Annotated in this window: 14 protein-coding genes; 2 read left to right on the forward strand and 12 right to left on the reverse strand. The window is 46.4% G+C overall.

Annotated elements, in window-relative coordinates; translation table 11 throughout:
* The first annotated feature begins 21 nt into the window (after nucleotides 1-21).
* A complete protein-coding gene (locus AC0VYE_RS23775) occupies nucleotides 22-1224 on the forward strand; it encodes an MFS transporter (protein WP_475443089.1) in 1203 nt (400 codons plus the stop codon).
* A 130-nt stretch (nucleotides 1225-1354) separates the two neighbouring features.
* On the opposite strand, the gene gcvPB is transcribed toward AC0VYE_RS23775, so the two are convergent.
* From gcvPB to AC0VYE_RS23830, 11 genes are all read right to left on the reverse strand, one after another.
* Nucleotides 1355-2914 carry an aminomethyl-transferring glycine dehydrogenase subunit GcvPB gene (gene gcvPB / locus AC0VYE_RS23780; RefSeq protein ID WP_475443090.1) on the reverse strand — a complete coding sequence of 520 codons (1560 nt, stop codon included), beginning with the start codon at nucleotides 2912-2914 and terminating at the stop codon, nucleotides 1355-1357.
* Between the two features lie 34 nt (nucleotides 2915-2948).
* On the reverse strand, nucleotides 2949-4361 hold the full coding sequence (gene gcvPA / locus AC0VYE_RS23785; protein ID WP_475443091.1) for an aminomethyl-transferring glycine dehydrogenase subunit GcvPA: 1413 nt from the start codon (nucleotides 4359-4361) through the stop codon (nucleotides 2949-2951).
* 38 nt (nucleotides 4362-4399) lie between these two features.
* Nucleotides 4400-5182 (reverse strand): SDR family NAD(P)-dependent oxidoreductase, encoded by a 783-nt coding sequence (locus tag AC0VYE_RS23790; RefSeq protein WP_475449713.1) that lies wholly within the window; start codon nucleotides 5180-5182, stop codon nucleotides 4400-4402.
* Between the two features lie 2 nt (nucleotides 5183-5184).
* Nucleotides 5185-8352 carry a glycoside hydrolase family 2 TIM barrel-domain containing protein gene (locus AC0VYE_RS23795; protein WP_475443092.1) on the reverse strand — a complete coding sequence of 1056 codons (3168 nt, stop codon included), beginning with the start codon at nucleotides 8350-8352 and terminating at the stop codon, nucleotides 5185-5187.
* A 53-nt stretch (nucleotides 8353-8405) separates the two neighbouring features.
* A complete protein-coding gene (locus AC0VYE_RS23800; RefSeq protein ID WP_076270487.1) occupies nucleotides 8406-9218 on the reverse strand; it encodes a carbohydrate ABC transporter permease in 813 nt (270 codons plus the stop codon).
* A complete protein-coding gene (locus tag AC0VYE_RS23805) occupies nucleotides 9215-10192 on the reverse strand; it encodes a carbohydrate ABC transporter permease (protein ID WP_475443093.1) in 978 nt (325 codons plus the stop codon). The genes AC0VYE_RS23800 and AC0VYE_RS23805 overlap by 4 nt, the downstream gene beginning before the upstream one ends.
* A gap of 29 nt (nucleotides 10193-10221) precedes the next feature.
* Entirely contained in the window at nucleotides 10222-11502 is a 1281-nt protein-coding gene (locus tag AC0VYE_RS23810) for an ABC transporter substrate-binding protein (protein WP_076270486.1), read from the reverse strand.
* A gap of 115 nt (nucleotides 11503-11617) precedes the next feature.
* The gene (locus AC0VYE_RS23815; protein WP_475443094.1) at nucleotides 11618-12835 is read right to left on the reverse strand and encodes a response regulator transcription factor; all 1218 of its coding nucleotides are present in this window, start codon (nucleotides 12833-12835) and stop codon (nucleotides 11618-11620) included.
* Nucleotides 12813-14561 (reverse strand): sensor histidine kinase, encoded by a 1749-nt coding sequence (locus AC0VYE_RS23820; RefSeq protein WP_475443095.1) that lies wholly within the window; start codon nucleotides 14559-14561, stop codon nucleotides 12813-12815. Before AC0VYE_RS23820 ends, AC0VYE_RS23815 begins: the two co-directional genes overlap by 23 nt.
* A 191-nt stretch (nucleotides 14562-14752) precedes the next feature.
* Nucleotides 14753-16459: an amylo-alpha-1,6-glucosidase gene (locus AC0VYE_RS23825; protein ID WP_475443096.1), complete on the reverse strand. Its 1707-nt coding sequence runs from the start codon at nucleotides 16457-16459 to the stop codon at nucleotides 14753-14755.
* A gap of 315 nt (nucleotides 16460-16774) precedes the next feature.
* Nucleotides 16775-19018: an FAD-dependent oxidoreductase gene (locus tag AC0VYE_RS23830; RefSeq protein ID WP_475443097.1), complete on the reverse strand. Its 2244-nt coding sequence runs from the start codon at nucleotides 19016-19018 to the stop codon at nucleotides 16775-16777.
* Between the two features lie 123 nt (nucleotides 19019-19141).
* On the opposite strand from AC0VYE_RS23830, the gene AC0VYE_RS23835 reads away from it, so the two are divergent.
* Complete coding sequence (locus AC0VYE_RS23835; RefSeq protein WP_475443098.1) at nucleotides 19142-19948, forward strand: helix-turn-helix domain-containing protein; 807 nt, start codon at nucleotides 19142-19144, stop codon at nucleotides 19946-19948.
* A gap of 214 nt (nucleotides 19949-20162) precedes the next feature.
* Here AC0VYE_RS23835 and AC0VYE_RS23840 read toward each other — a convergent pair whose 3' ends face one another.
* Nucleotides 20163-21242, reverse strand: a complete 1080-nt coding sequence (locus AC0VYE_RS23840; RefSeq protein ID WP_475443099.1) for an S-layer homology domain-containing protein — start codon at nucleotides 21240-21242, stop codon at nucleotides 20163-20165.
* Nucleotides 21243-21282 lie beyond the last annotated feature (40 nt).

The raw sequence follows: 21282 nt of genomic DNA on the forward strand, positions 1-21282 counted from the left end.
TACAGAGAGAGGTATTACTTCATGAAGAAACCATTGAAAGAACAAAAAACCGTCTTATTTATCCTACTAAGTAATATATTCATTGTTTTTCTAGGCGTTGGGCTAATCGTTCCGGTTATGCCATCCTTTATGAATATTATGCATTTATCTGGCCAATCGATGGGTTATCTAATGGCGGCCTTTGCGTTTGCGCAATTACTCATGTCTCCCCTTGCAGGACGGTGGATTGACACTTTCGGCAGGAAAAAAATGATCGTTATCGGCTTATTCCTCTTTAGCATATCAGAGGTAATCTTTGGACTTGGCACACATGTATCCGTTCTTTACTTTTCCAGAATTTTAGGAGGTATTAGTGGTGCATTTATTATGCCCGCCGTAACCGCTTTTGTTGCTGATATTACCTCTGTGGAGGAAAGGCCCAAAGCGATGGGTTATATTTCTGCCGCGATTAGTATCGGTTTTATTATTGGTCCTGGCATCGGAGGTTTTATTGCTGAGCTGGGCGTGCGTGCCCCATTCTACTTTGCAGCTGGCTTCGCATTAATTACCTGTATTTCATCCCTGTTTATTTTAAAAGAACCGCTATCCAAACAGGAGCTTCTGGAAATTAGTCAGCTCAAAAAAGGGACCAACTTTGTATCTGATTTGAAACGATCTCTTCAACCACAATACATTATCGCCTTTATCATTGTGTTTGTACTGGCCTTTGGCTTATCCGCGTATGAAACAGTATTCAGTCTTTTTTCTGATCATAAATTTGGTTTCACTCCTCAAGATATTGCAGCCGTTATTACAATTAGTGCAATCTTCGGCGTTGTCGTTCAGGTCTTTATGTTTGGTAAAATGGTAGATAAACTCGGTGAGAAAAAACTTATCCAAATATGCTTGATTGCTGGCGTATTTTTTGCAGTAGTATCCACCATGATCTCCGGCTTTTTAGCTGTTTTGATAGTCACGTCCTTTATCTTTCTCGCATTTGACCTGCTGCGGCCAGCATTAACGACCTATTTATCCAAAACAGCCGAGAAAGAACAAGGCTTTATCGCTGGAATGAACTCCACCTATACTAGCCTAGGCAATATCGTCGGACCTGCGCTTGGCGGAATATTATTTGATGTAAACATCAACTATCCGTATCTCTTTGCTGCTGTCATCATGTTGATTGGCCTTGTCATTACAATGATGTGGAAAGAAAAACAATCAGCTGGCAGCTTGGCAAAATAATGTATGGAACGCTAATTAAAAACGAACGCATCTTCCTTCTTCACAATACGCATTATAAAAAAAATCCGACGTCTTTTTGAAAGACATCGGATTTTTTTGCAAAATAATAGTTATCATTAATTAGCAATATTTATTCGGGTTGCGTCTTTTTTAAATAAGCCCGCCACGTAATGCACCATTGCTTCGGATCATCGAGGGATGATTCATCATTACGGTGTACGGTGCTGCTATGCGGAGCTGATTTCACAATTTCCGGCTGCGTATAAGCTTCGTTCGAGATATGCTCCAGCGCGTGAATGTATTCGTCCAAATCTTCTTTGGAATAGGACTCTGTCGGCTCTAAGGTGAATGGCTGCTTCACGATATACGGATGATGGGAAGTCCAATAATGGAGTCCAAAATCGCACATGCGACGAGTAATATCCTCGGTTGTGACACCTGTTTCCTCGGTAAGCTGCTTCCAGCTGTAACGAACCTGCTCTAGGCGTCGACCTTTGATGTAAGGTGCACTTGCACCGCGAATTTGAAGTATTTTGTGATAAAGATAGTTATTGTTAAGAACTGCAGTCTGTGCAACATCCTTTAGTCCATCTGGACCTAGACTCATGATCCAAGCATAAGAACGAAGCACCGTTTGAGCAACACCATGGAAGCTGCGAACTTTGCCAATACTGCTTTCTGACTGATTCGCTAATACATACTGGCCATCAACATAATCAACGAGCGGCCCCGGCAAGAAAGGTTTAAGCGCTTCGCTCACGCCTAACGCACCTGTAGCTGGGCCGCCGCACATATGAGGAGCAGCAAAGGTTTTATGCAAGTTGAAGAAACACATATCAAAGCCAGCTTCCTTCGCTCGAGTAATGCCGAGCAAGCCATTAGCATTAGCTTGATCATAGAAGCAGATGCCGCCCGCTGCATGAACCAAATCGGTAAACTCGCGAATACGGTGATTGAAAATACCGGTATCTTCCGGATTTGCTACGACAAATCCAGCGGTCCTCTCCGATATCGCATTTCTCAGCTTCTCCAAATCAGGGAATCCGTCTTCGTCCGGATGAAGCGTAATGATTTTGTATCCTTTAACTGCAGCTGTCGCAGCTTGAGATGGGTGGGAGAAAATTGTTGTAATGATTTCATCCCGTTGATCTCCCTCCCCACGCGAATCATGGTAAGCACGAACGATGGAAGCCATCGCAAGCAAAGCTTGCGTCCCGCTGCTTGGCTGAAACGAGAAGGCATCCATTCCGCTAATTTCACGCATGGCCAGGTCCATTTTATAGAAAATTTCTAATATGCCTTGAACAGAACCTGCATCCTGCAACGGATGGAGCTCCGTCATATGCGGCGTGCGGATCAGCATTTCGTTAATACGCGGAATATATTTCATCGTACAAGTACCTTGACCGATCTCAACGTTCAAATCGGAGCCTAGTGTCTCTTGCGAGAGGCGCAAATAATGGCGAAGTACTTTTGCTTGACCAATTTCGGGAAGCCCCGGCGCATTGCTGCGACGCATGGATGCAGGTATGCGCCGGGTGCCATCTCCTACCTCAGCAACAATCCCAGCCTCAGTTCCAGGCGGAATAACACCTCGCTCGCCCTGACGATGAAGTTCAAATATGATCGGCTCATCCCATTTGGCTTGATGGAAATTTCGGACTTTATGGTCCCTGCGAATTCGTTTCATGGCGCTTTCGTCCTTCCTCTGTATAAGTCAAACCTCATTTGCGAACGATCGTTTGAATCGTGTCTGCCAGGCGATCTAGATCAAGCTGCGAATGAATTTCCGTCACGCAGTACAGTGCAGTTTGTCCCCACTGCGGGAAGGCAGCCGACAAATCCTTGCCTCCAAAAATTCCTGCTTCCAAGAGCTGAGCGTTTATCTGAGCGACCGTTAAGCCAGTATGATTAAAATCAACAACAAACTCTTTAAAGAAGGCTGCTTCTCCGAATCGAAGAGTAACGCCTGGAATAGCTGAGAGCTTCTTCGCTGCATATTGCGACTTCTGCATGATCGTCTCTCCGACCTCTTGCATGCCGGTCGGTCCAAGCAAGGACAAGTAGACGCCAGCTGTTATTCCCCACAATGCAGTTTGGGTGCCAACTGATTCCTTCCCTTTCTCACGCAGCGCAAAGGAAGTTCGCTCATATGCCACATCGCCAAAGCCATACTCGCCTTCTACCTCCGTAGGCACAATGCCGAACAATCTTGATGGATACTCCATGACATACTTCTCTTCATCACGGGTTGCAATAAAACCGGCTTGCCCCCCGCCATAATTCATGTGCATTCCAAGAGGCTGCAAATCTCCGCATACGATATCAGCGCCGTACTGGCTCGGCGGCTGAAGAACGCCAAGCGAGATCGGATCAACACCAACGATCGAAATCGCATCTACTGAATGCGCAAGCTCTGATATTTCATGCCCTTGATCTTCGATAATACCTAGATAACCAGGATTCTCGAAGTAAACCGCAGCGATATCGCTCGATAGCTTGCTGCGCAAATCATCTAAGCTCATTTTGCCCGTTGCCTCGTCGATTTCAACGAATCGAAGCTCCATCACAGGCGTGCAATAATTGTTGATGATCATCACTTTGTCTGGATCAACCGACCTTGGAAGCAAGGCAACTTTGCGCCCTGTCATGCGCCCTGCCATCCGAATCGAAGTAGATGCAGCTTGCGCCCAGTCAAAAGTAGGGACGTTTACGACATCCATATCAACTAGCTCAGCCATCAAACTTTGATACTCAAACAACGTTTGGAAGCGCCCATGATCTTCATAGGGCTCACCTGCATAAGCCGTTACAAATTCGGAACGCTGATTGATCTCATCACAGACAGCTGGAATAAAATGCTGCCAGCAGCCCGCTCCTAAAAAATTCAGATAAGCTGCACCATGCTTATTTTTTGCAAGCAGGCCATCGATATGACGGCGCAGCTCATATTCCGTCATCGCAGGAGGAAGGTTCATCTCATGATTCAGCTTTAAGCTCTCTGGTATGCCGTCGTGAAGCTGGTCCATCGAGGTGAGTCCAATTTCCTTCAGCATCGCTTCGCGAACTTCAGGTACAGTATTCGGTATATAAGGATGGGCATACGTTCTGTTCTTAGGCAAAATAAACGCCTCCATTCATCGTTGTCAGAATTAGTTGTATCCTTTAGCCGTTCTTAAGCAATACCGCCGCCATCCACAACGAGCACGCTTCCTGTTACCCAAGAAGACATATCGCTTGCTAAGAACAGAACTGCATTCGCAATATCACGCGGCGTTCCAAGCCTTTCAAGCGGACGACCGCTGGCAGAGGCGACAAGGAATGCTGCCTCGTCCTGCTTCAGCTGCTTTGCTTCATCGCGCAGGAGCGGAGTATCCGTATCGCCAGGTGAAACGCAGTTTACACGTATATTGGCGATTCCGTGATCGATAGCCATCGCCCTCGTCAAATTCACGACACCAGCCTTGGCTGCGCAATAAGCTGCAGCCCGATCTCCGCCTTTTAGACCCCAGCCCGAACCCGAATTAATGATACTTCCTCCACCGCTGCGTTCCATGATAGGAATGATATATTTCGAGAGCAGATAGACACCCTTCAAGGAAACATCCAATACGAGATCCCAGTCGCGTTCTTCCAGCTCCACGACAGTCTTGCGACGAATAACGCCAGCATTGTTGAACAAGATATCTACTCGGCCATGAGCAGAATCAATTTCTGCTGCTGCACGCTGGCAATCTGCTGAAGAGGTCACATCACAGCGCTGAAAGCTCGCTTGGCCTCCCTTTTCCCTTATACCTTTAACCGCCTGCTCACCCATCGCCTCATTAATGTCAATAAGGATAGCAGTTGCACCGAAGCTGGCAAGAAGTTCAGCTGTCGCAAGCCCAATTCCAGAGGCGCCTCCGGTGATTACGGCTACTTTTCCCGATAGATTAAGCATGTCTTGTGTATGAAGCATCATTATTTCTCCTCCTGTTGTAGTAGATTCGCTTCCTGTCTCATGTGATGGCTGAGCCTCTCGGGAGCCATATCTTCAGATAGATAAGGCTTCAGCAGCAGTCTGAAACGGAATTCCTCTGCCGCAACTTTGTTTTCCAGTGATTGAGAAGGTCCACAGCTATTGCTGCCAAGACCATTCTGGCGATAATCCAAATTAAGTGTAATAAAATCCCGCGGAATAAGATCACTTGCATGCTGCGCTGCTTCTAAGTCGCCATCCGTATAACGTCGAGCGCTGAATTCAAGCACCTTTACCCCTGCCGCCAGCAGCCCAATTCCACTGCCGTCTGTAATAGATACAAAGCGAACATCCATACGATTCCCGTTCTCTTGTGGATAGATATATGGGGTAAATAGTTCATCAACTGACTTGGTATACACGCCAAATCTTCCTGCTTCCTTGCTGTCGGAATAATTTTCTCCCGGACCACGGCCATACCATTTGACATTATTCATTTCTGACGGCATTTCCAATTGAAATCCAATCTTAGGAAGCATAGCAGGTGGCTTGCCTTCAGGTACGCCATGCACATCAATAATGATTAAGCCCGTGCCTGTTACAGTGTAAGTCGTTTCACAGCGGAAGCCCCAATCGTAAACGGGCGGAGCAATTCGGGAGGACCAGCTGATCCGAATCGTCCCTTCATTTAATCGCTCCCAATGGAAATCATCGATTCGTTCCGTCAATTTATCGAGATGCGCCTTGCGCCAATCGGGCAGGACATACATATCGTTGTCAATCGGGGCTCGCCAGAAGTTGAGACGCGGCCCTTTATTTATTAACTCTTGTCCGTTTATTCGGAGTGAGCTGATCCCTGATTGCCGTGAATCGAATACCAAATTGAAATAATCGTTCCCAATGCTAATCTGTCGTCCATCCTCCATGCACGATAAGCTAGGAATAGGTAGACTTACGGCTGCTGCTAAAGTCAATCCTTCATTGGCATGATCCCCGTCCGCTCGGGTATTTGCGCAGCTCCGCGCAGGTTCAATAGCAAGCTGAGCCCATGCGATCTCGTGCCCTCTCTCTCCCCACATGCAAGATGCTGCAAGCGAGAAGCCGATATTCAGCCAGCGCTCCGCCCCCTCCACGGATAAGGACAACTGCGAATCATTTCGCATAGGGATACAAAGCTCTGCACTTTCACCGGGTGCTATCCTAGGCAGCGATAGTACACCACTTTGGACGATCCGTCCTGCTACTGTCACATTCCAATCTGCATATAAATGATCCAGCGTTAGGAAGTCATACCGATTTGTAATTCGTATACGATCATTATTTATATACAAGGCTCTGACAGGCTCGATAATCTTCTTATATTCAATGAGCCCGGGAGATGGCGTTCGATCTGGACGAATAAGGCCATCAATAACAAAATTGCTGTTGTTAGGAACATCGCCATAGTCTCCACCATAAGCATAATCAACTTTGCCATCGGCTGTTTTCCTGCGAATGCCGTGATCGATCCATTCCCACACAAAGCCGCCCTGCAATCTTCGATAAGCATCAAAGGTATCAAAATAGGGTTTGAGACCGCCTGGACCATTCCCCATCGCATGAGCGAATTCACAAAGGATATGCGGCTTCGGATGATCAACCAGCTGTCCAAAACCTTCCATCTTCTCAACGGAGGAGTACATCGTGCTCACGATGTCGCACACTTCCGCTTCACGATCCTCTTCATAGTGAATAAGGCGGGTCGGATCGTTTTGTTTGCACCATTCCGACATTGCCCGGAAGTTGCAGCCAAAGCCAGATTCGTTGCCGAGCGACCAGAACAGAATGGAAGGATGATTCTTATCCCTCTCCACCATACGTCTCATCCGCTCCACATACGCTTCCTGCCATGCTGGGTCATCGCTTAGCTTAGCAATATTGCCCAAAAGCTCGAAGCCATGTGTCTCTAAGTCCGTTTCTTCCATAACATACAAACCGTATTCATCACAAATATCATAAAATCTCGGATCATTCGGATAATGTGCCGTTCTAACCGCATTAATGTTATGCTGTTTCATCATTTTCACATCTTGAACCATCGTCGATAGGGTGACTGTTCGTCCCGTATCAGGGTGATGGTCATGACGATTTACGCCTTTGAGCAAAATGGCTTTGCCATTCACCAGAAATTGGCCGTCCTTTACTTCTATCTTCCTGAAGCCCACCCGCTGAGCAACGGTCTCGATCATTTGTTCATTCTGATCCACAATACTAATTGTCAGATGATACAAAGCAGGAGCTTCCGCGCTCCAAAGGGCTGGCTTCACAATTGGCATGGCAAAACTTGCTACGAAAGTCTGACCATCAGCAGAAGCGATTGGATTCATCGCTGAACAAACAAATGCGCCTTCAGGGCCAAGCAGCTCCAGCCGAACTTCACCTTGCAGATCCTCTCCACTCAGTTCCACCTGTACCGATAACATCCCATCGCAATATTCACTATCCAAATCGGTAACGACTCGGTAGTCCACAATACGAACCGCTGATGGCTCCGAAATCAAATATACATCTCGAAAAATACCGCTCATATACCACATATCCTGATCTTCCAAGTAACTGCCGTCCGACCACTGGTATACACGAACAGCTAGACGGTTGATACCCGGCTTCGCATAAGACGTCAAATCAAACTCCGATGTCAATCGGCTTCCTTGGCTGTATCCCACGAATATCCCGTTAACCCACAAATGAAAGGCACTATCTACGCCATCGAACTTGACGGCAAGCTTTCTTCCATCCCAATGTGCAGGCAGCTCGAATTCTCTTATATAGCTGCCTGTTGGATTATCATTGGGTACATGAGGCGGATCGACAGGGAATGGATAATACAAGTCTGTATAATGCGGATTTCCATAACCTTTCAGTTGCCAATGACTTGGAACCTGAATATCATCCCAGCTAGATGTATCATAATGGTCTTCATAAAATCCATCCGGTGCCCACTCAGGCCCCTTCGCATAATGAAACTTCCAACTGCCATTTAATGAGCGGAACCAAGGGGAGCTCCCTCGGTCATAGCTCAAAGCTCCAGCACGATCGGAATACGGGATAAAATATGATCGGCTTTTCGCACGTCCACGTGCAAGTATGGCAAGGTTATCCCAATCGCGTTCTATTTTCTCGTTTCGCATCGATGCCGCTCCTCTCCTAAACCTATCTCTATCACTCTATCTATTCATGCTGCCTATCCCTTAATCCCCGTACCTGCTATTCCACCGACAATATAACGCTGTGCGAAAAAAAATACAGCGAGCGGAGGAATCGAGATGAGGCAAGTAATCGCCATAATCGACTGCATATCGACGCCGAACATGCCCTTGAACTGTGCTAATCCGAGCGTCAGTGTGTACTTTGACTGATCATTAAGGAAAATAAGCGGCCCCAGATAATCATTCCAGCAGCTCATAATTTGAAACACAGCGACTAAAATGAGCGAAGGTCCCATGAGCGGCACTATAATCCGCACAAGAATTCCAAATTTGCTCGCCCCATCTATAGTTGCCGCCTCATCAAGCTCACGCGGAATCGTAAGAATAAACTGCCTCAGCAAAAATATGAAGTAAGCTGAACCGAACCAAGAAGGTACGATAAGCGGTTTGAGCGTATTAATCCATCCCAAATAGTTGAACTCCATATACTGCGGAATCATCGTCACTTCCCAAGGAACCATCATCGTCGCTAGTACAACTAGGAAAAGGAGATTGCGACCCTTAAAATCAAATCTCGCGAACCCGTAAGCTACTAGAGTACAGGATATTAACTGGCCAATCGTAGACAACGAAGTTACGATAAGCGTATTTTTGAGAAATAAGTTAAAAGGCTGCGTTGTCCATGCTTCCGCAAAGTTGCTGAATTTCCAAACCGAAGGAATCCATTTTGGCGGAAAAAGATACAGCTCCGTCTGCGACTTAAGAGCGGTCGTTAACGCCCAAAATAACGGGGCAGCGAACATCAGCGAGCAGAAGATCAGCAGCGAATAAACGATGATCCGCCTCATACGGATCTCCCCTTTCCACTGGACTTCAATTTCTTCTCCGGCAAACGTTTCATTTCGCCTTCATAGAACACCCAAGCCTCTGACGACTTGAATACAAAAAAAGTCAATGTGAGCACAATGAGAAACATAAACCATGCGTTTGCAGCAGAGTAACCCATTTTGAAAAACTTGAACGCATTCTCATACATGTACATCGCATAGAAGTACGTAGATTTCATAGGCCCTCCGCCCGTGAGCAATAACGCGAGAGTGAGCTGTTGAAATGCCGCTATAATTGAAGTAATTAGGTTGAATAAAATCGTCGGCGTTAGCAGCGGGATCGTTACGCTGATGAACTGCCTGATTAAGCCAGCCCCATCAATCGATGCGGATTCATAAAGATCCTTTGGAATCCCTTTGAGCCCAGCGAGAAAGACGAGCATCATAGCGCCTTGTCCCCATAGGCTTGCGACAACCATCGCTACGAGAGACCACTGTGTTTCATTCAGCCAGTCCGGGCCTTGTACACCGACGAGTGACAGAAAATAATTCAATATGCCGTAATCACCGCTGTACACCCAAGACCAGATCATTGCTAAAGCTACACCTGAGATGACAGAAGGCAAATAAAATGCTGTTCGAAAAATCGCACTGCCCCGTGTCTTCTGGTTAAGAAGAATCGCAAGTCCGAGCCCAACTGCAATATTGAGCGGAACAAATAGCGCTGCAAACTTAATCGTGACGCCGAATGATTTCCAAAACAACGGATCATCTGTAAACATTTCTACATAGTTGCCAAATCCAATAAATTGCACCTTGCCCACGATCGGCCAATCAAAAAAAGAAATAATAAGTGAAAACAACAACGGTCCCAAAGTAAAAACGAGGAATCCAAAGATCCATGGAAAAATGAAGAGGTAGGGCACAGCCCCACCCCATCTGCGTTTCAGGCTGGCTGAATGTTTTCCTGCTGTCTGTGGGTAGGTCTGAGCCATCTCCTAACCTTCTTTCTGCAGCTATAATGTTATTTCAAGTAACGCTCGCTATCTTTTACCGCCTGATTCAATGCTTCCTGCGCATTACTGCCATGCATAACTGCTTCTACTGCCGCAGAAAGCTGTCTATTCACTTCATTCCACTTTGCGTTAAGCAGGAAAGCCGGTGTATTATCAGAACGTTCAAGCATCGTATAGTACGGCTTGTACAGAGGATCTTGATCTTTTTTGAGCTCTTCCACGACGCTTAATCTTACTGGCAGATCAGCTACACGCATCTTGATCGCTTCATTCGATACATAATATTTGATAAATTCCCAAGCCAAATCCTTTTGCTTGGAATCCTTCGCAATGGACAGCGCAGATTCTGCGACAACGCCTTTAACCTGCTTGCCTGGAAATGCTGGCATCTCCACGGTGCCTACATCAATGCCAGCTTGCTTGAAAGATTCGAGCGGCCAAATTCCGCTCTCCCACATAGCGATTTTGCCAGCTTTAAAAATATCCTCGCCGCTTTGTTGACCTTTACCACCTGCAAGCACGGCAGAGCCGTTCTTTAACATGTCGCCAAACATTTGAATCACACCTGCTGTTTCGCTGCTGTTCATGTAACCGTCTATTGTTTTACCGTCATCCGATATATAGGAGCTGCCATTGCTCCATACAAACCCTTGCAGATCATAAGTGTCATTCTCAGCCCGAACTCCGAAGCCATATTGCTTCTTTGTTTTGTCCGTCAGTTGCTTCGAGATTTCTTGGAACTCATCCCATGTCCAGCCATCCTTCGGATAAGGAATCTTCGCATCATCAAACATTTTCTTGTTGTAGTACACAACACGTGTCGTGAAACCTGCCGGAATGCCATAAAGGTTGTTGTCAATTGTCGCGTAATTAAATAGGCCGCTGTAGAAGTCATCCTTTTTCAGGTCCGCATCACTGTCTGCATAGCTGTTAAGCGGCTCAAGCGACTGGTGATAGGTTGGAAAATCCCACATGTACATGACATCGGGAGGATTTGTAGCCCCGAAGCCTGCAGCCAGCTTTTGGTCAAATCCATCTGCGTAAGCCTCTACTTGAACCTTCGTGCCAGGATGATTGGCTTCGAACTTCTTAGCGATATCCTGCTCAATCTTGAGCGCATCCCCAGTATCCCATGTAGCGAATCGAAGCGTTTTCAAAGCTGTAGAACCTTTTTCATTATCAGGCTTCGCAGTCGTGCCATTTGTACTTTCGTTATTACCTGAACATGCAGCAAGCATTGTCACAGTCATAACCGTCGTAACAATAATAAGAGAAATTTTGTTCTTCATTCTGGCAGCTCCCCTATCCGTGTAGTACTTCGTAATTGAACTGCTTTCATCTTAATAAAAATGAAAGCGCTACAAAACCGTTAAACATTCGAATGTTGGTGTGGTTTTGTTCGATTTACTTGGGAAGGTGCACATCTGTTTGGAGCGTACTGCCTTTTTGTTGGGTACGGTAGTAGCTGGGCGTTTGCCCCGTGCAGCGCTTGAACCATTTACTGAAATATTTGCTATCGCCAAGCCCTGTACGCTCGGCTATGTCCTGCATCGTAAGCGTCGTTTCTTTCAATAACACATATGCCAATTTCAGCTTGCGTTTATACTGATAGGCGACAAAGCTGTCCCCTACTGCTTTTTTGAACAGGATCGAGAAATGGCTGCGGCTGAGGCCGACCTGTTTGGCCACGTCGCTGACTGACCAATCTGCCGCTGGGTTATCATGCAGCAAGTTAACTGCTCGCCAAATTGCCTCCGGCCAATCCACTGCGGATACGCTGTGGGCTTTCTCCAGTTCTGCTTCTTTATGAAGCGCTGACCATGCTTGAAGTCGTTCATCCGCATGCATGAGCGGCCCTCTTTTGGCCCACTGCAGCTTCGTATTCTTGCTCTTTTGCTCCACTAGCAGCATGTCCAAGACATTTAATTTAGATTGCGGGACGATACAGTAGCAGCGTTCCTCCCCATAAGGAATAATCGTCCCTTCACAAATCCTTTGATCCTCGTATGTCACTTTCTTCAATAGGTCAAGCCAGGATGACTCGCAGCCTGAAGTCTTGACCAAATAGATATAGACAGGCTCGCCATGGAAAGACCACTCCTCGCGAGTACGTTTCTCCATCTCGCCAATAAATTTATTGTTATGTCCATTCAACCAAGCGTACAACAGGGTACTCAAGCGTTCTCCTTGATCAATGCCATTTTCTTCAGGCACCGCGGATTCCGAAGCCGCCCCCAGTTCAATTTGGAACTTCGCCAGCATTCCTTCCAGCTCTTCGTCCTCGAAGGCGGTTTTGAGCAGATAACCTGATGCACCCAGCTTCATGCCCTGCTGCGCGTATTCAAAATCCCGGTGGCAGCTGAGTAAAATTATTTTTGTATGAGGAGCCTTCTCCTTTACTTTCCGTGATAATTCGATGCCATCCATCTCGGGCATGACAATATCTGTTATGAGAATATCAGGCTGATGTTCAAGAAAAGCATCCCAGGCTTTGCGGCCGTTTGGAGCGTCAGCGACCACTTCCATTCCATATTTATCCCAAGGAACGGTTGAGCGAAGTCCTTTGCGGACAATACTTTCGTCATCTGCGATTAACACCTTAATCATCTTGGTTGCTTCCATGCAGGTTATCCTCCTTTTTGGGCCATTCAATGATGATCGTAGTCCCTTCACCCTGAATCGATTGTACGGTTAACCCATACTGCAGGCCAAAATGCAGTTTGAATTTCTGATCGGCATTTTGCACCCCAAGTCCTCCTCGGCCCTTGCGATTCGTCATATTGGGCAATAATAGAAGCTTTAGCTTCTCTGGTGAAATGCCAGCTCCGTTATCAGATAAACTAAGCAATAAGTGATTGCCTTTTTCCTTTACGGTCAAATGGATCACACCCTTGCCATCCTCGAAGCCATGGAAAAAAATATTTTCGAACAATGGCTGCAGCGTCATTCGAGGAATCAGATAGCGTTTCAAATGCTCCTCGCATTCCAGCTCATACTCGAACGTGGAACCGTAGCGCACTTCTTGAATTTTCAAAAAATGATCAATCATCCGAAGCTCACGTTCCATAGAAATCAACTCCTGTGAGATATCCAAATTACCCTCAAGCACCATCGTAAGGTGATACAGCATCTGACGGATATCTTCTGCTCCTTGCAGCCTTGCTTTCCATTGAATCGAATTAAGCGTGTTAAACAGTAAATGGGGATTAATTTGATAATGGAAAGCCTTAAGCTCCGCCTCCTTCTTCAGTCGCTCGCTCCGTTCAACTTCGCCAATTAACGATTGTATCCCGCTGACCATATTATTAAAGCTTGTATCTAGGATGCCTAGCTCGTCATGGGATTCAACCTGAGTCCTTGTATGCAGCTTTCCGAAGCTTACCTTCTGCATCGCATCCTTAAGGCGGCGAATCCGTGCGGTAAACCGGGAAGAGAACAAGTATGCAAGTCCAAAGGCCAGCAGACAGGAGCCAAAAGCGACGATGACGGTATTCGAGCGTATAATGTCGGAAGAGCGATAAAAGGATGCAGCAGGCAATCTTGCCTCAATGCTCCACCCATTAACAGCAAGAGATTTAGTCCATAAGATGTCACTCTCTTTGGGCTCGAAGTCAGTTGCCGTCTCATAGATAATTCTTCCCTGTGGATCATCAATTTTGAGATGTGCCTTCGTATCATTCTCGAACAGCTTGAACATATGAAGCAGATCTTCGGCATTTTCTTCGATTAAAATTTTACTGCCTCGCAGCGCTCCGTAAGGACTATTAACGGGTACTGCCAAGCCAAGCAATGAGATCCCGTTCTCCATCGTTTCGCCCATAGCATGGTTCTGAGAGTAAAATCCTAACCAATACTTGCCGCCAATCGAATGGTTCATGGCTTGCCATGCGGGAATAAGGCTGAGCTTGGATACATCAAGATTATTTTCCCCATAATAATAGCCGGAACTGGTAATAATATAGATTCCAATCGTTCGATCAGATTTAAGCGCTTTCAAAAGTGCTTCGAAATCATTTTTATCCATGATATCTTTATACGTAGTCGGCACGCGATCACTTAGATCAACGCGCGCAGGATCAAGCAAATAGGAATAAATAGTTTCTGTTGTCTGATTCATTCGATTCAAATAAGAGCTCATCTGCTGTTCCAATTGAGCCACTGCATTATCTCCATATTTGCCAAACTGAGAATTAATGACCTTCGCGGATTGGTAATAAGACAAAGCTCCAAGCGAGAGCAGCGGAATAATGGTCACAATGAGAAAACAGAAGAGCAGCTTGGTTCGTATGCTCCGGTAAGAGCCAGACAAAAGAGGAAGTTTGAGTTTCTTAAGTATATGATTCATCATAATTACATCCTTCCTCCTCCACTCCATAATACTTGAAGTGTATCATGGACCTCTTTTACCAAACAATGAGAAGCAATTCCAGCAAATTTGCTGTGGACGACAACCCACCAATCACAACTGAGATCTTATTCCCATAAACGTCAAAAGCACCTCCCGTCAGCCTATTATTGGCTTATTGGAAGTGCAGTGATTCATTCGGTTGTATACTCATTACCCAAAATGAGGAACACGCTCGACGTCCATGTAAAAGCTCGATCACGTAAACCTTGACCCGTCATCGCATCAAAATTTTCGGCCATCCCGCTTCGGTCCAGCATGGCGCAGAACCGGCGTGAGACCATCTCAGCAAGCTCAAGATCTCCTGCAGCGGCAGCACCTTCAACCAGTATCATAGTCGAGGGCGCCCAGATTGGACCGCGCCAATAGCCGTCAGCACTATAGAAAGGACTATTCACACTCTCCGTCGCCCAGCCATTAGCAGTTAAGAATCTGTTCTCATCACGCAGCCCTTCTAGCAGTGCAGTACGGATATGCTCAGGTAGACGTTTGCCCAATATAATTGGAACGAACAATAATAGGCTGTCACCTTCGGATAGCTCATGCGTACCTGATCGGCAGGCTGTAAATTGACCATTTTTCCAAAAATGGCTGATCATTTTTTTCATTGTTCCCTCAGCAAGCTGTCTCCATTCGACTGCTTCTTCCACATGACCGAGCCGCTCAGCAATCTCAGCTAAAAGCTCTGCTTGAAGAATAAGAAAAGCTGCTAAATCAGGGCTCTCTACCGGAATGCCATTGTTAAACGCCGTACTGTTATCCCAGCCAGAGTCGTTGCCATGATTGTATTGCGGAATGCCATCGCTATCGCCATCGCGGTAGTTGAACCACCATTTTGTCCATTTGGACAAAGGCCCATAAACCTCTTGAAGCTGCGCCTCCTTGATAAAGTCCGTTCGTTCCATCATCCAAGCAAGTGTCCATCCATGAATGGGCGGTTTGTTGCAATTCCACAGTTCATATTTATCGTTGATGAAATCCGGGATAAGCCCGCTCTCGTCCTGCCGGTCAAAGAAAATCATAAACTGATCCCATGCGAGCTTCGGATCATGGCGAACAAGCGCCATCGCATTAAAACAGTGATCCCAGCTCCAAATATTCGTCATCCAGTTCTTTGACATATACATCGCTGGCCGAGTGAGACAGCCTTCTGCCGGAACGAGGCAGGACCACGTAATATAAGCGGCAAGTACCCGGCTTTCTTCCCAGCGTTGTGGCAGCGTTAAACTATTATTCAACCACAAATTAAACTCTTCCTTCACTTGCTTAACGACATCATCAAAAGGTTCCCAAGCCATCCGCGGCTCCAAAATGGTCCTAAACTCTTCAATAGCAAATTCTAATTTACCCGTTTTATTGTCCGGCAAGAAGTTTGCGATAACATATGAGCTTTTGATTTTGTCCCATGGAACTTCCATCCGCAGCTCGCCAACAAGCGCAGTAAGCATGAACCTGCATTCATGGGTGAAGCTGTTTACTTCCCAGCTGCTAGGTGACGCTTGATAGGCATAATCGTAAGCGGCCGTACGGAAGGTCAAGCGAATTCCGCAGCCGTTCGCGCGAACTCGGAATGTCCGGCTGTCAGATATACAAATTTCTGCCGTTAAGCCGCGTTCCGAGATCAACTGAATCCGCTCCGGGGAAGCTTTGGACAGAAAAGATACAGATTGGCCGCTTTCATCGAGCATATCGATATGGAAAGCTTCGCCGAATTTATCATCGCCACCGCGCACGGTGCGCATATATAGGCCTTGTTGTCTATCTTTGGCTTCAGGCAAAATGGAGATCGCTAGGAACGATTCTCTTCGACTGAAAGGTACTATACTTAAGTCAAAGTTCATATCTAATCTCCTTTACGGAATAGTATACGCTTTCATTGTATCGAAAGGCGTCTTCGGAAAAAACGGACAGTTGTTTCTGATGGGTGGGAAATTTGTTTCGTTAGAGGCTTTGTTTATCACGACGGGGGAGTTTTGTTCGATGAATGTTGTACTTTTGTTCGAATTGGTATTCAAAATAGTTCTTAAATTTGATCGTATACTTGAATGATTATTTTGATGGAGCCTTGTCCCCTTTTTTAAAATAGAATAAGTAAGAGGGTGTCCTCCTGCCATGAGATTGGCAAAGGCACCCTCTTTTTTCCAGATTAAACCTTATCATTGACAACTGTATACCCTAATCTCCACAACTTCCGCTCGCGGGCTGCCATTCGTACTTTCGACAACCAATCTTAGCTTATTGGTTTGTACTCCATTTATGGAATGAACTCTTTTTCTGGTTCGATTGTTTATTTCTCTATGCAAAACAGTCCACCCGTTGTTTGCCCAAGCTTCAATTCGGTAGTCTTTGACGAGCTCCGGAATAACTAAAAAAGGTGTTTCGTGATGATGGAGATTAATTAAATCCTCGTTTACGTCGTCGTTGAAGGTCACATGGATCTCGGACACATTCGTCGCTACAATTAAATTAACCTCAATCCATTCGTCAACACCGGCTTTCAGCGGTTCAGATACCCAAATATGAGGTCCGCCGAACGGTCTTGCGTAACCATCGTTTGCCTTGCTCGCCGCATAGGCTCCCGTTGCTGCCGAGAAACAAAATGGCTCGCGAACCAACCGCTTCATGCTCCATTCGGTGACTGGCGTATACCGCTCGTCATCATTGCGACTAGAGTGTTCTGTATGCATGCTCTCAAAAGCGAGTACGCCTGTTAACGGAACAGCCGACTTGAACAAGCTGATTCGGTCGTTTGCGCGGACGATGAGAAATGCATTTTTCGCCGCTTCATCGCTACCCTGCACGAGCGGAATCTCGACCCATTGCCGCTCACCCGTGCTTACTTTCACCTTCACACTATGACGCAACGTTGCCGGAATGTAGTTTTCCGCACGTCCGGTATCCCATAGCTCAACAGTAAGCTCACTTTCCCCGCTTGCTGACAGCAGCAGCTCGAACCTTCCGATCTCACCTTCAATTGGAAATAGCAAACCGACGTCCTTTGCAAGGGGGTACGCCTCCGATGGCTGATCCAAGCAAATTCGCGTTAAAGTACTCGAAGCGCTCATGGTTCCTCGCCTAGCCAAGTCCAATTCATCCATGTTCCGTAATCCGATAATCGAAGCGTCACTCTTAAGCAAGATCTGCTGAAGTTCGGCAATATGGTACTCACGCAGCTCGCGCGGGGTTACGCCTTTCATGACGGACAACGCGGCTCCTGCCCCCGCAGCTTCTCCGATTACCGCGCAAGTTGCCATTACCCTCGTCGTGCCAAAAGCAACGTGCGTCGCGCTGATGTTCCGTCCGGCAAATAGCAGATTGCTCACGTTTCTTGAATACAAAGAGCTGAACGGAATATGGTAGATTCCATCCGCATGCAAATGCTTAGATCCACTCTCAGACGCATACATGCCTTGAGGGGGATGCAAGTCGATCGACCATCCACCGAAGGCGATGCTGTCGTCGAACGGACGCTGCGCCAAAATGTCGTTTTGATTCAACACCGTGTCGCCGATAAAGCGGCGGTACTCCCGCTTGCCCGGGATCGAGCCCACCCATTCGAGCGTCATCGTCTCCGCATCGAATTGACCCGAATTTTTGATATAGTCCCAAATCCCATAAATGACTGACCACAGCTCATCGCGGATTCGCTCGTTCTCATGAACGGTATCCAGCTCTCCACCCCATTCGATCCACCAATAGTGGCAGCCCGAATCGCCGCTGCGTATGACTCGTTTGATTGGAATGGATGTCGTCAAAATATCTTTAGCAAATGACGGAGCGACAAACCGAACCGGCTTGCCGGTATCCTTCGTGTAAAACAACAGGGTGCTGCCTAACGTAATGTCGTCTGCGACCTCTGGCGCCCAATCCTCCTCGTATTCGTGCTGCGCTTCACGCCCTAGACGATAGGCGGCTCCCGCTAGGAAACCGACCAAACCATCTCCCGTGCAATCGAGGAACACTTCGCTCTCGAAGCGAATAAGCCGCTCCGAGCCCATCATCCATCCGGTAACAGCACGAATAACTCGCTTTTCAAGCTCTCCATCCGCTTCGACTTCCCGGACGTCTGTGTTCAAGTACAAGCTGATGTTCGGTTCCGCGCGAACGGCTTCCAGCAGCGTCAAATCCCACAAATAAGGATTCCCCTCGGGATTGCGGTACTGGTTCTGGATGAACAACTCTCCCATGATCCCCGTCTCACGGGCATAACGATTTACTCCATGACCGGTTGCACCGCATACCCACACTCTCACCTCCGAGCTGGAATTGCCTCCCAGCACTGGACGGTTATGAACAAGTGCCACTTTCAAGCCCAATCTTGCTGCGGCGATAGCCGCGCAAACGCCTGCCAACCCGGCTCCAACTACGGTAATATCCGTTTTCACTAACTCATTTCTCATGGCAATCTCCCCCTGAATATAAGTTGTGTGTATCTTCAATTTCAAATATATTGCTATTCAAAGTATAAGAAAATGCACTATAATGACTTCAAGGATATACTTTATTTCAAGGAGTTTATGAGAATGGATCATCCCGCGCTATGGTCGCACACACCGACTGTAATATCTTATAACTATTGGCAAAATATCGATCGATTCCAGCTTTCCGTGGACACTTACGCCAACTGGGTTATGTTCATACCTGAAAGTGGCCGATTTTCATTCCAGATTGAAAGCCAAGAGGGGGAATCCAGCTTCGGCAGCATCGTCATATGCCCTCCTCATATTGCATTCCATAGAGAAACGCTTGAAAAGTTAACTTTTCATTTCATTTTGTTTCATTTAGCCGAAACGAACGCCAACATCCCCACAACGACAGAAAGCTATCCACATGGCCAAGTGATTATCGGGGACCCGGATCGCCTAAGATCTAATCTTCGCATGCTTCGTAAGCTATCGGGGCATTCGAATCAACAAGCGCAGCTTTGGAAGAACACGATTATTCACGACATCCTCCTGCTTGCCAGCGATCAATTCAATCCATTTCAGGAATCCATGCCAAGCGCGGAAGATCCTATGCTTGAAGCCATACTCGAGCGTTTGCAAACGCTCGCCTATACACCTTTCAACATCAATAGAGTGGCCGCTGAATTTGGTTTAAGCGCTGTGCAGTTGACGAGAAAGTTTAAACAAACCTTCTCTATCAATCCTAGTGAGTACATCACATCCTTACGAATCAATCGAATAAAATCTCTTTTGATGGAAAGCGATTATACTTTGCAGGAAATTGCTGTACAGTGCGGTTATGACAACGGATATTATCTCAGCCGTATCTTCTCGTCACGTGTCGGAGTAAGTCCTTCTGACTATCGGAAAAATAACAAAGTATAACGATATGAAAAGCTCAATCTGACTGACGTGTTCTCCGGAAAGTGCCTACCTAGTAGATAGCATGCAGAGTATGGTTCCAAAACAGAAGCCCAGTCCGAATGGACTGGGCTTCTATTATAATAATAAAATTGTTGAAAGTTTCCGCGAGATTCGGGTCTAACCTGTATACCACAAAAAAGGAGATTACTCAAAAGTGGTAAGCTCGCAACCAAGATCATTCGCTTTCTTCTAAATCAGTTTCCGAGATAGTATCCAAAATTGAGAGGATCGCCTTTACTGCCTCTGCACGGGTAGTGAATTCGTTTCCTTTAAACCAATTATTGCCTCTACCTTGCAACAATCCTGCATTGACAGCAGCTGCAATAGACGGTTCGGCCCAGCCCATCATTTCTTGCGAATCGTTAAACGCAGTGCGGGGAACATCATTTGTATCCAGTTTTAATGTTCTAGCCATGATTACCGCTAATTCGCAGCGTGTAATGTCTCTAGCTGGCCGGAAGGTTTTGTCAGGAAATCCGGTTATAATCCCCTTTTCTACCAACGCCAACACACTCGTATTTGCCCAAGCTTGAATAACTTGCTGATCTTTGAATATAGTTTTGTTTTCTTCGGGATATAGTTCCATTGCTTTAGCTAGCATTGCAGCAAACTCTTCCCGTGTGATTGATCGGTCTGGGCGAAAGGTAAGATCCGGGTAGCCAACCACAAATCCTAATTCCAACGCGCGTATAATATTTTTCTCCGCCCAATGTCCGGCTATATCCTTTAATTGAATTTGAATCTGCGGTTTCAATTTAAAATCAATTTTTTTGCTCACATCGATAGTACTAGCATCCAGATCCCTCGTCATCAATTTCACTTTTGATAGTTCAGCTGTGATCGTTATCTCTACCTTTTTCTTGCTAACTACATCAAATTGAATTTTCGCTAGATCGAGATTCCCGCTATCTCCTTGCTGGTTCCCTGTTTTCGCACCAAATATAAGTAATTTCCCCGGTTCCTTGTCAAAAAGCTTGTGAAAAGATGCCGGACTGAATGCACTGACTAACTTTTTAAAGCGCAAATGCTCCGCAGGATATTGGATGGTTAGTTCGTAACCATAGACAAGTTTAGCATCTTTTGCAGAAACAGATAGCTCGATTGTATCTCCAGGCTTCACCTCATCGGTCCGACTAGTAAATTCAAATGTGGCATCGCTTGCTGCTGCTTGTACATTGTTTGATGGTTGCAGGATTGAGGCTGCGATGAAGCTAATGAGTAAAATAATTCTCATTGCAAAACGCGAATATTTCATCCTATGCTGTCCCTTCTTTGCCATAACTTAACGAAAGGGG

This window comes from Pristimantibacillus sp. Z349TD_6, from assembly GCF_056173205.1.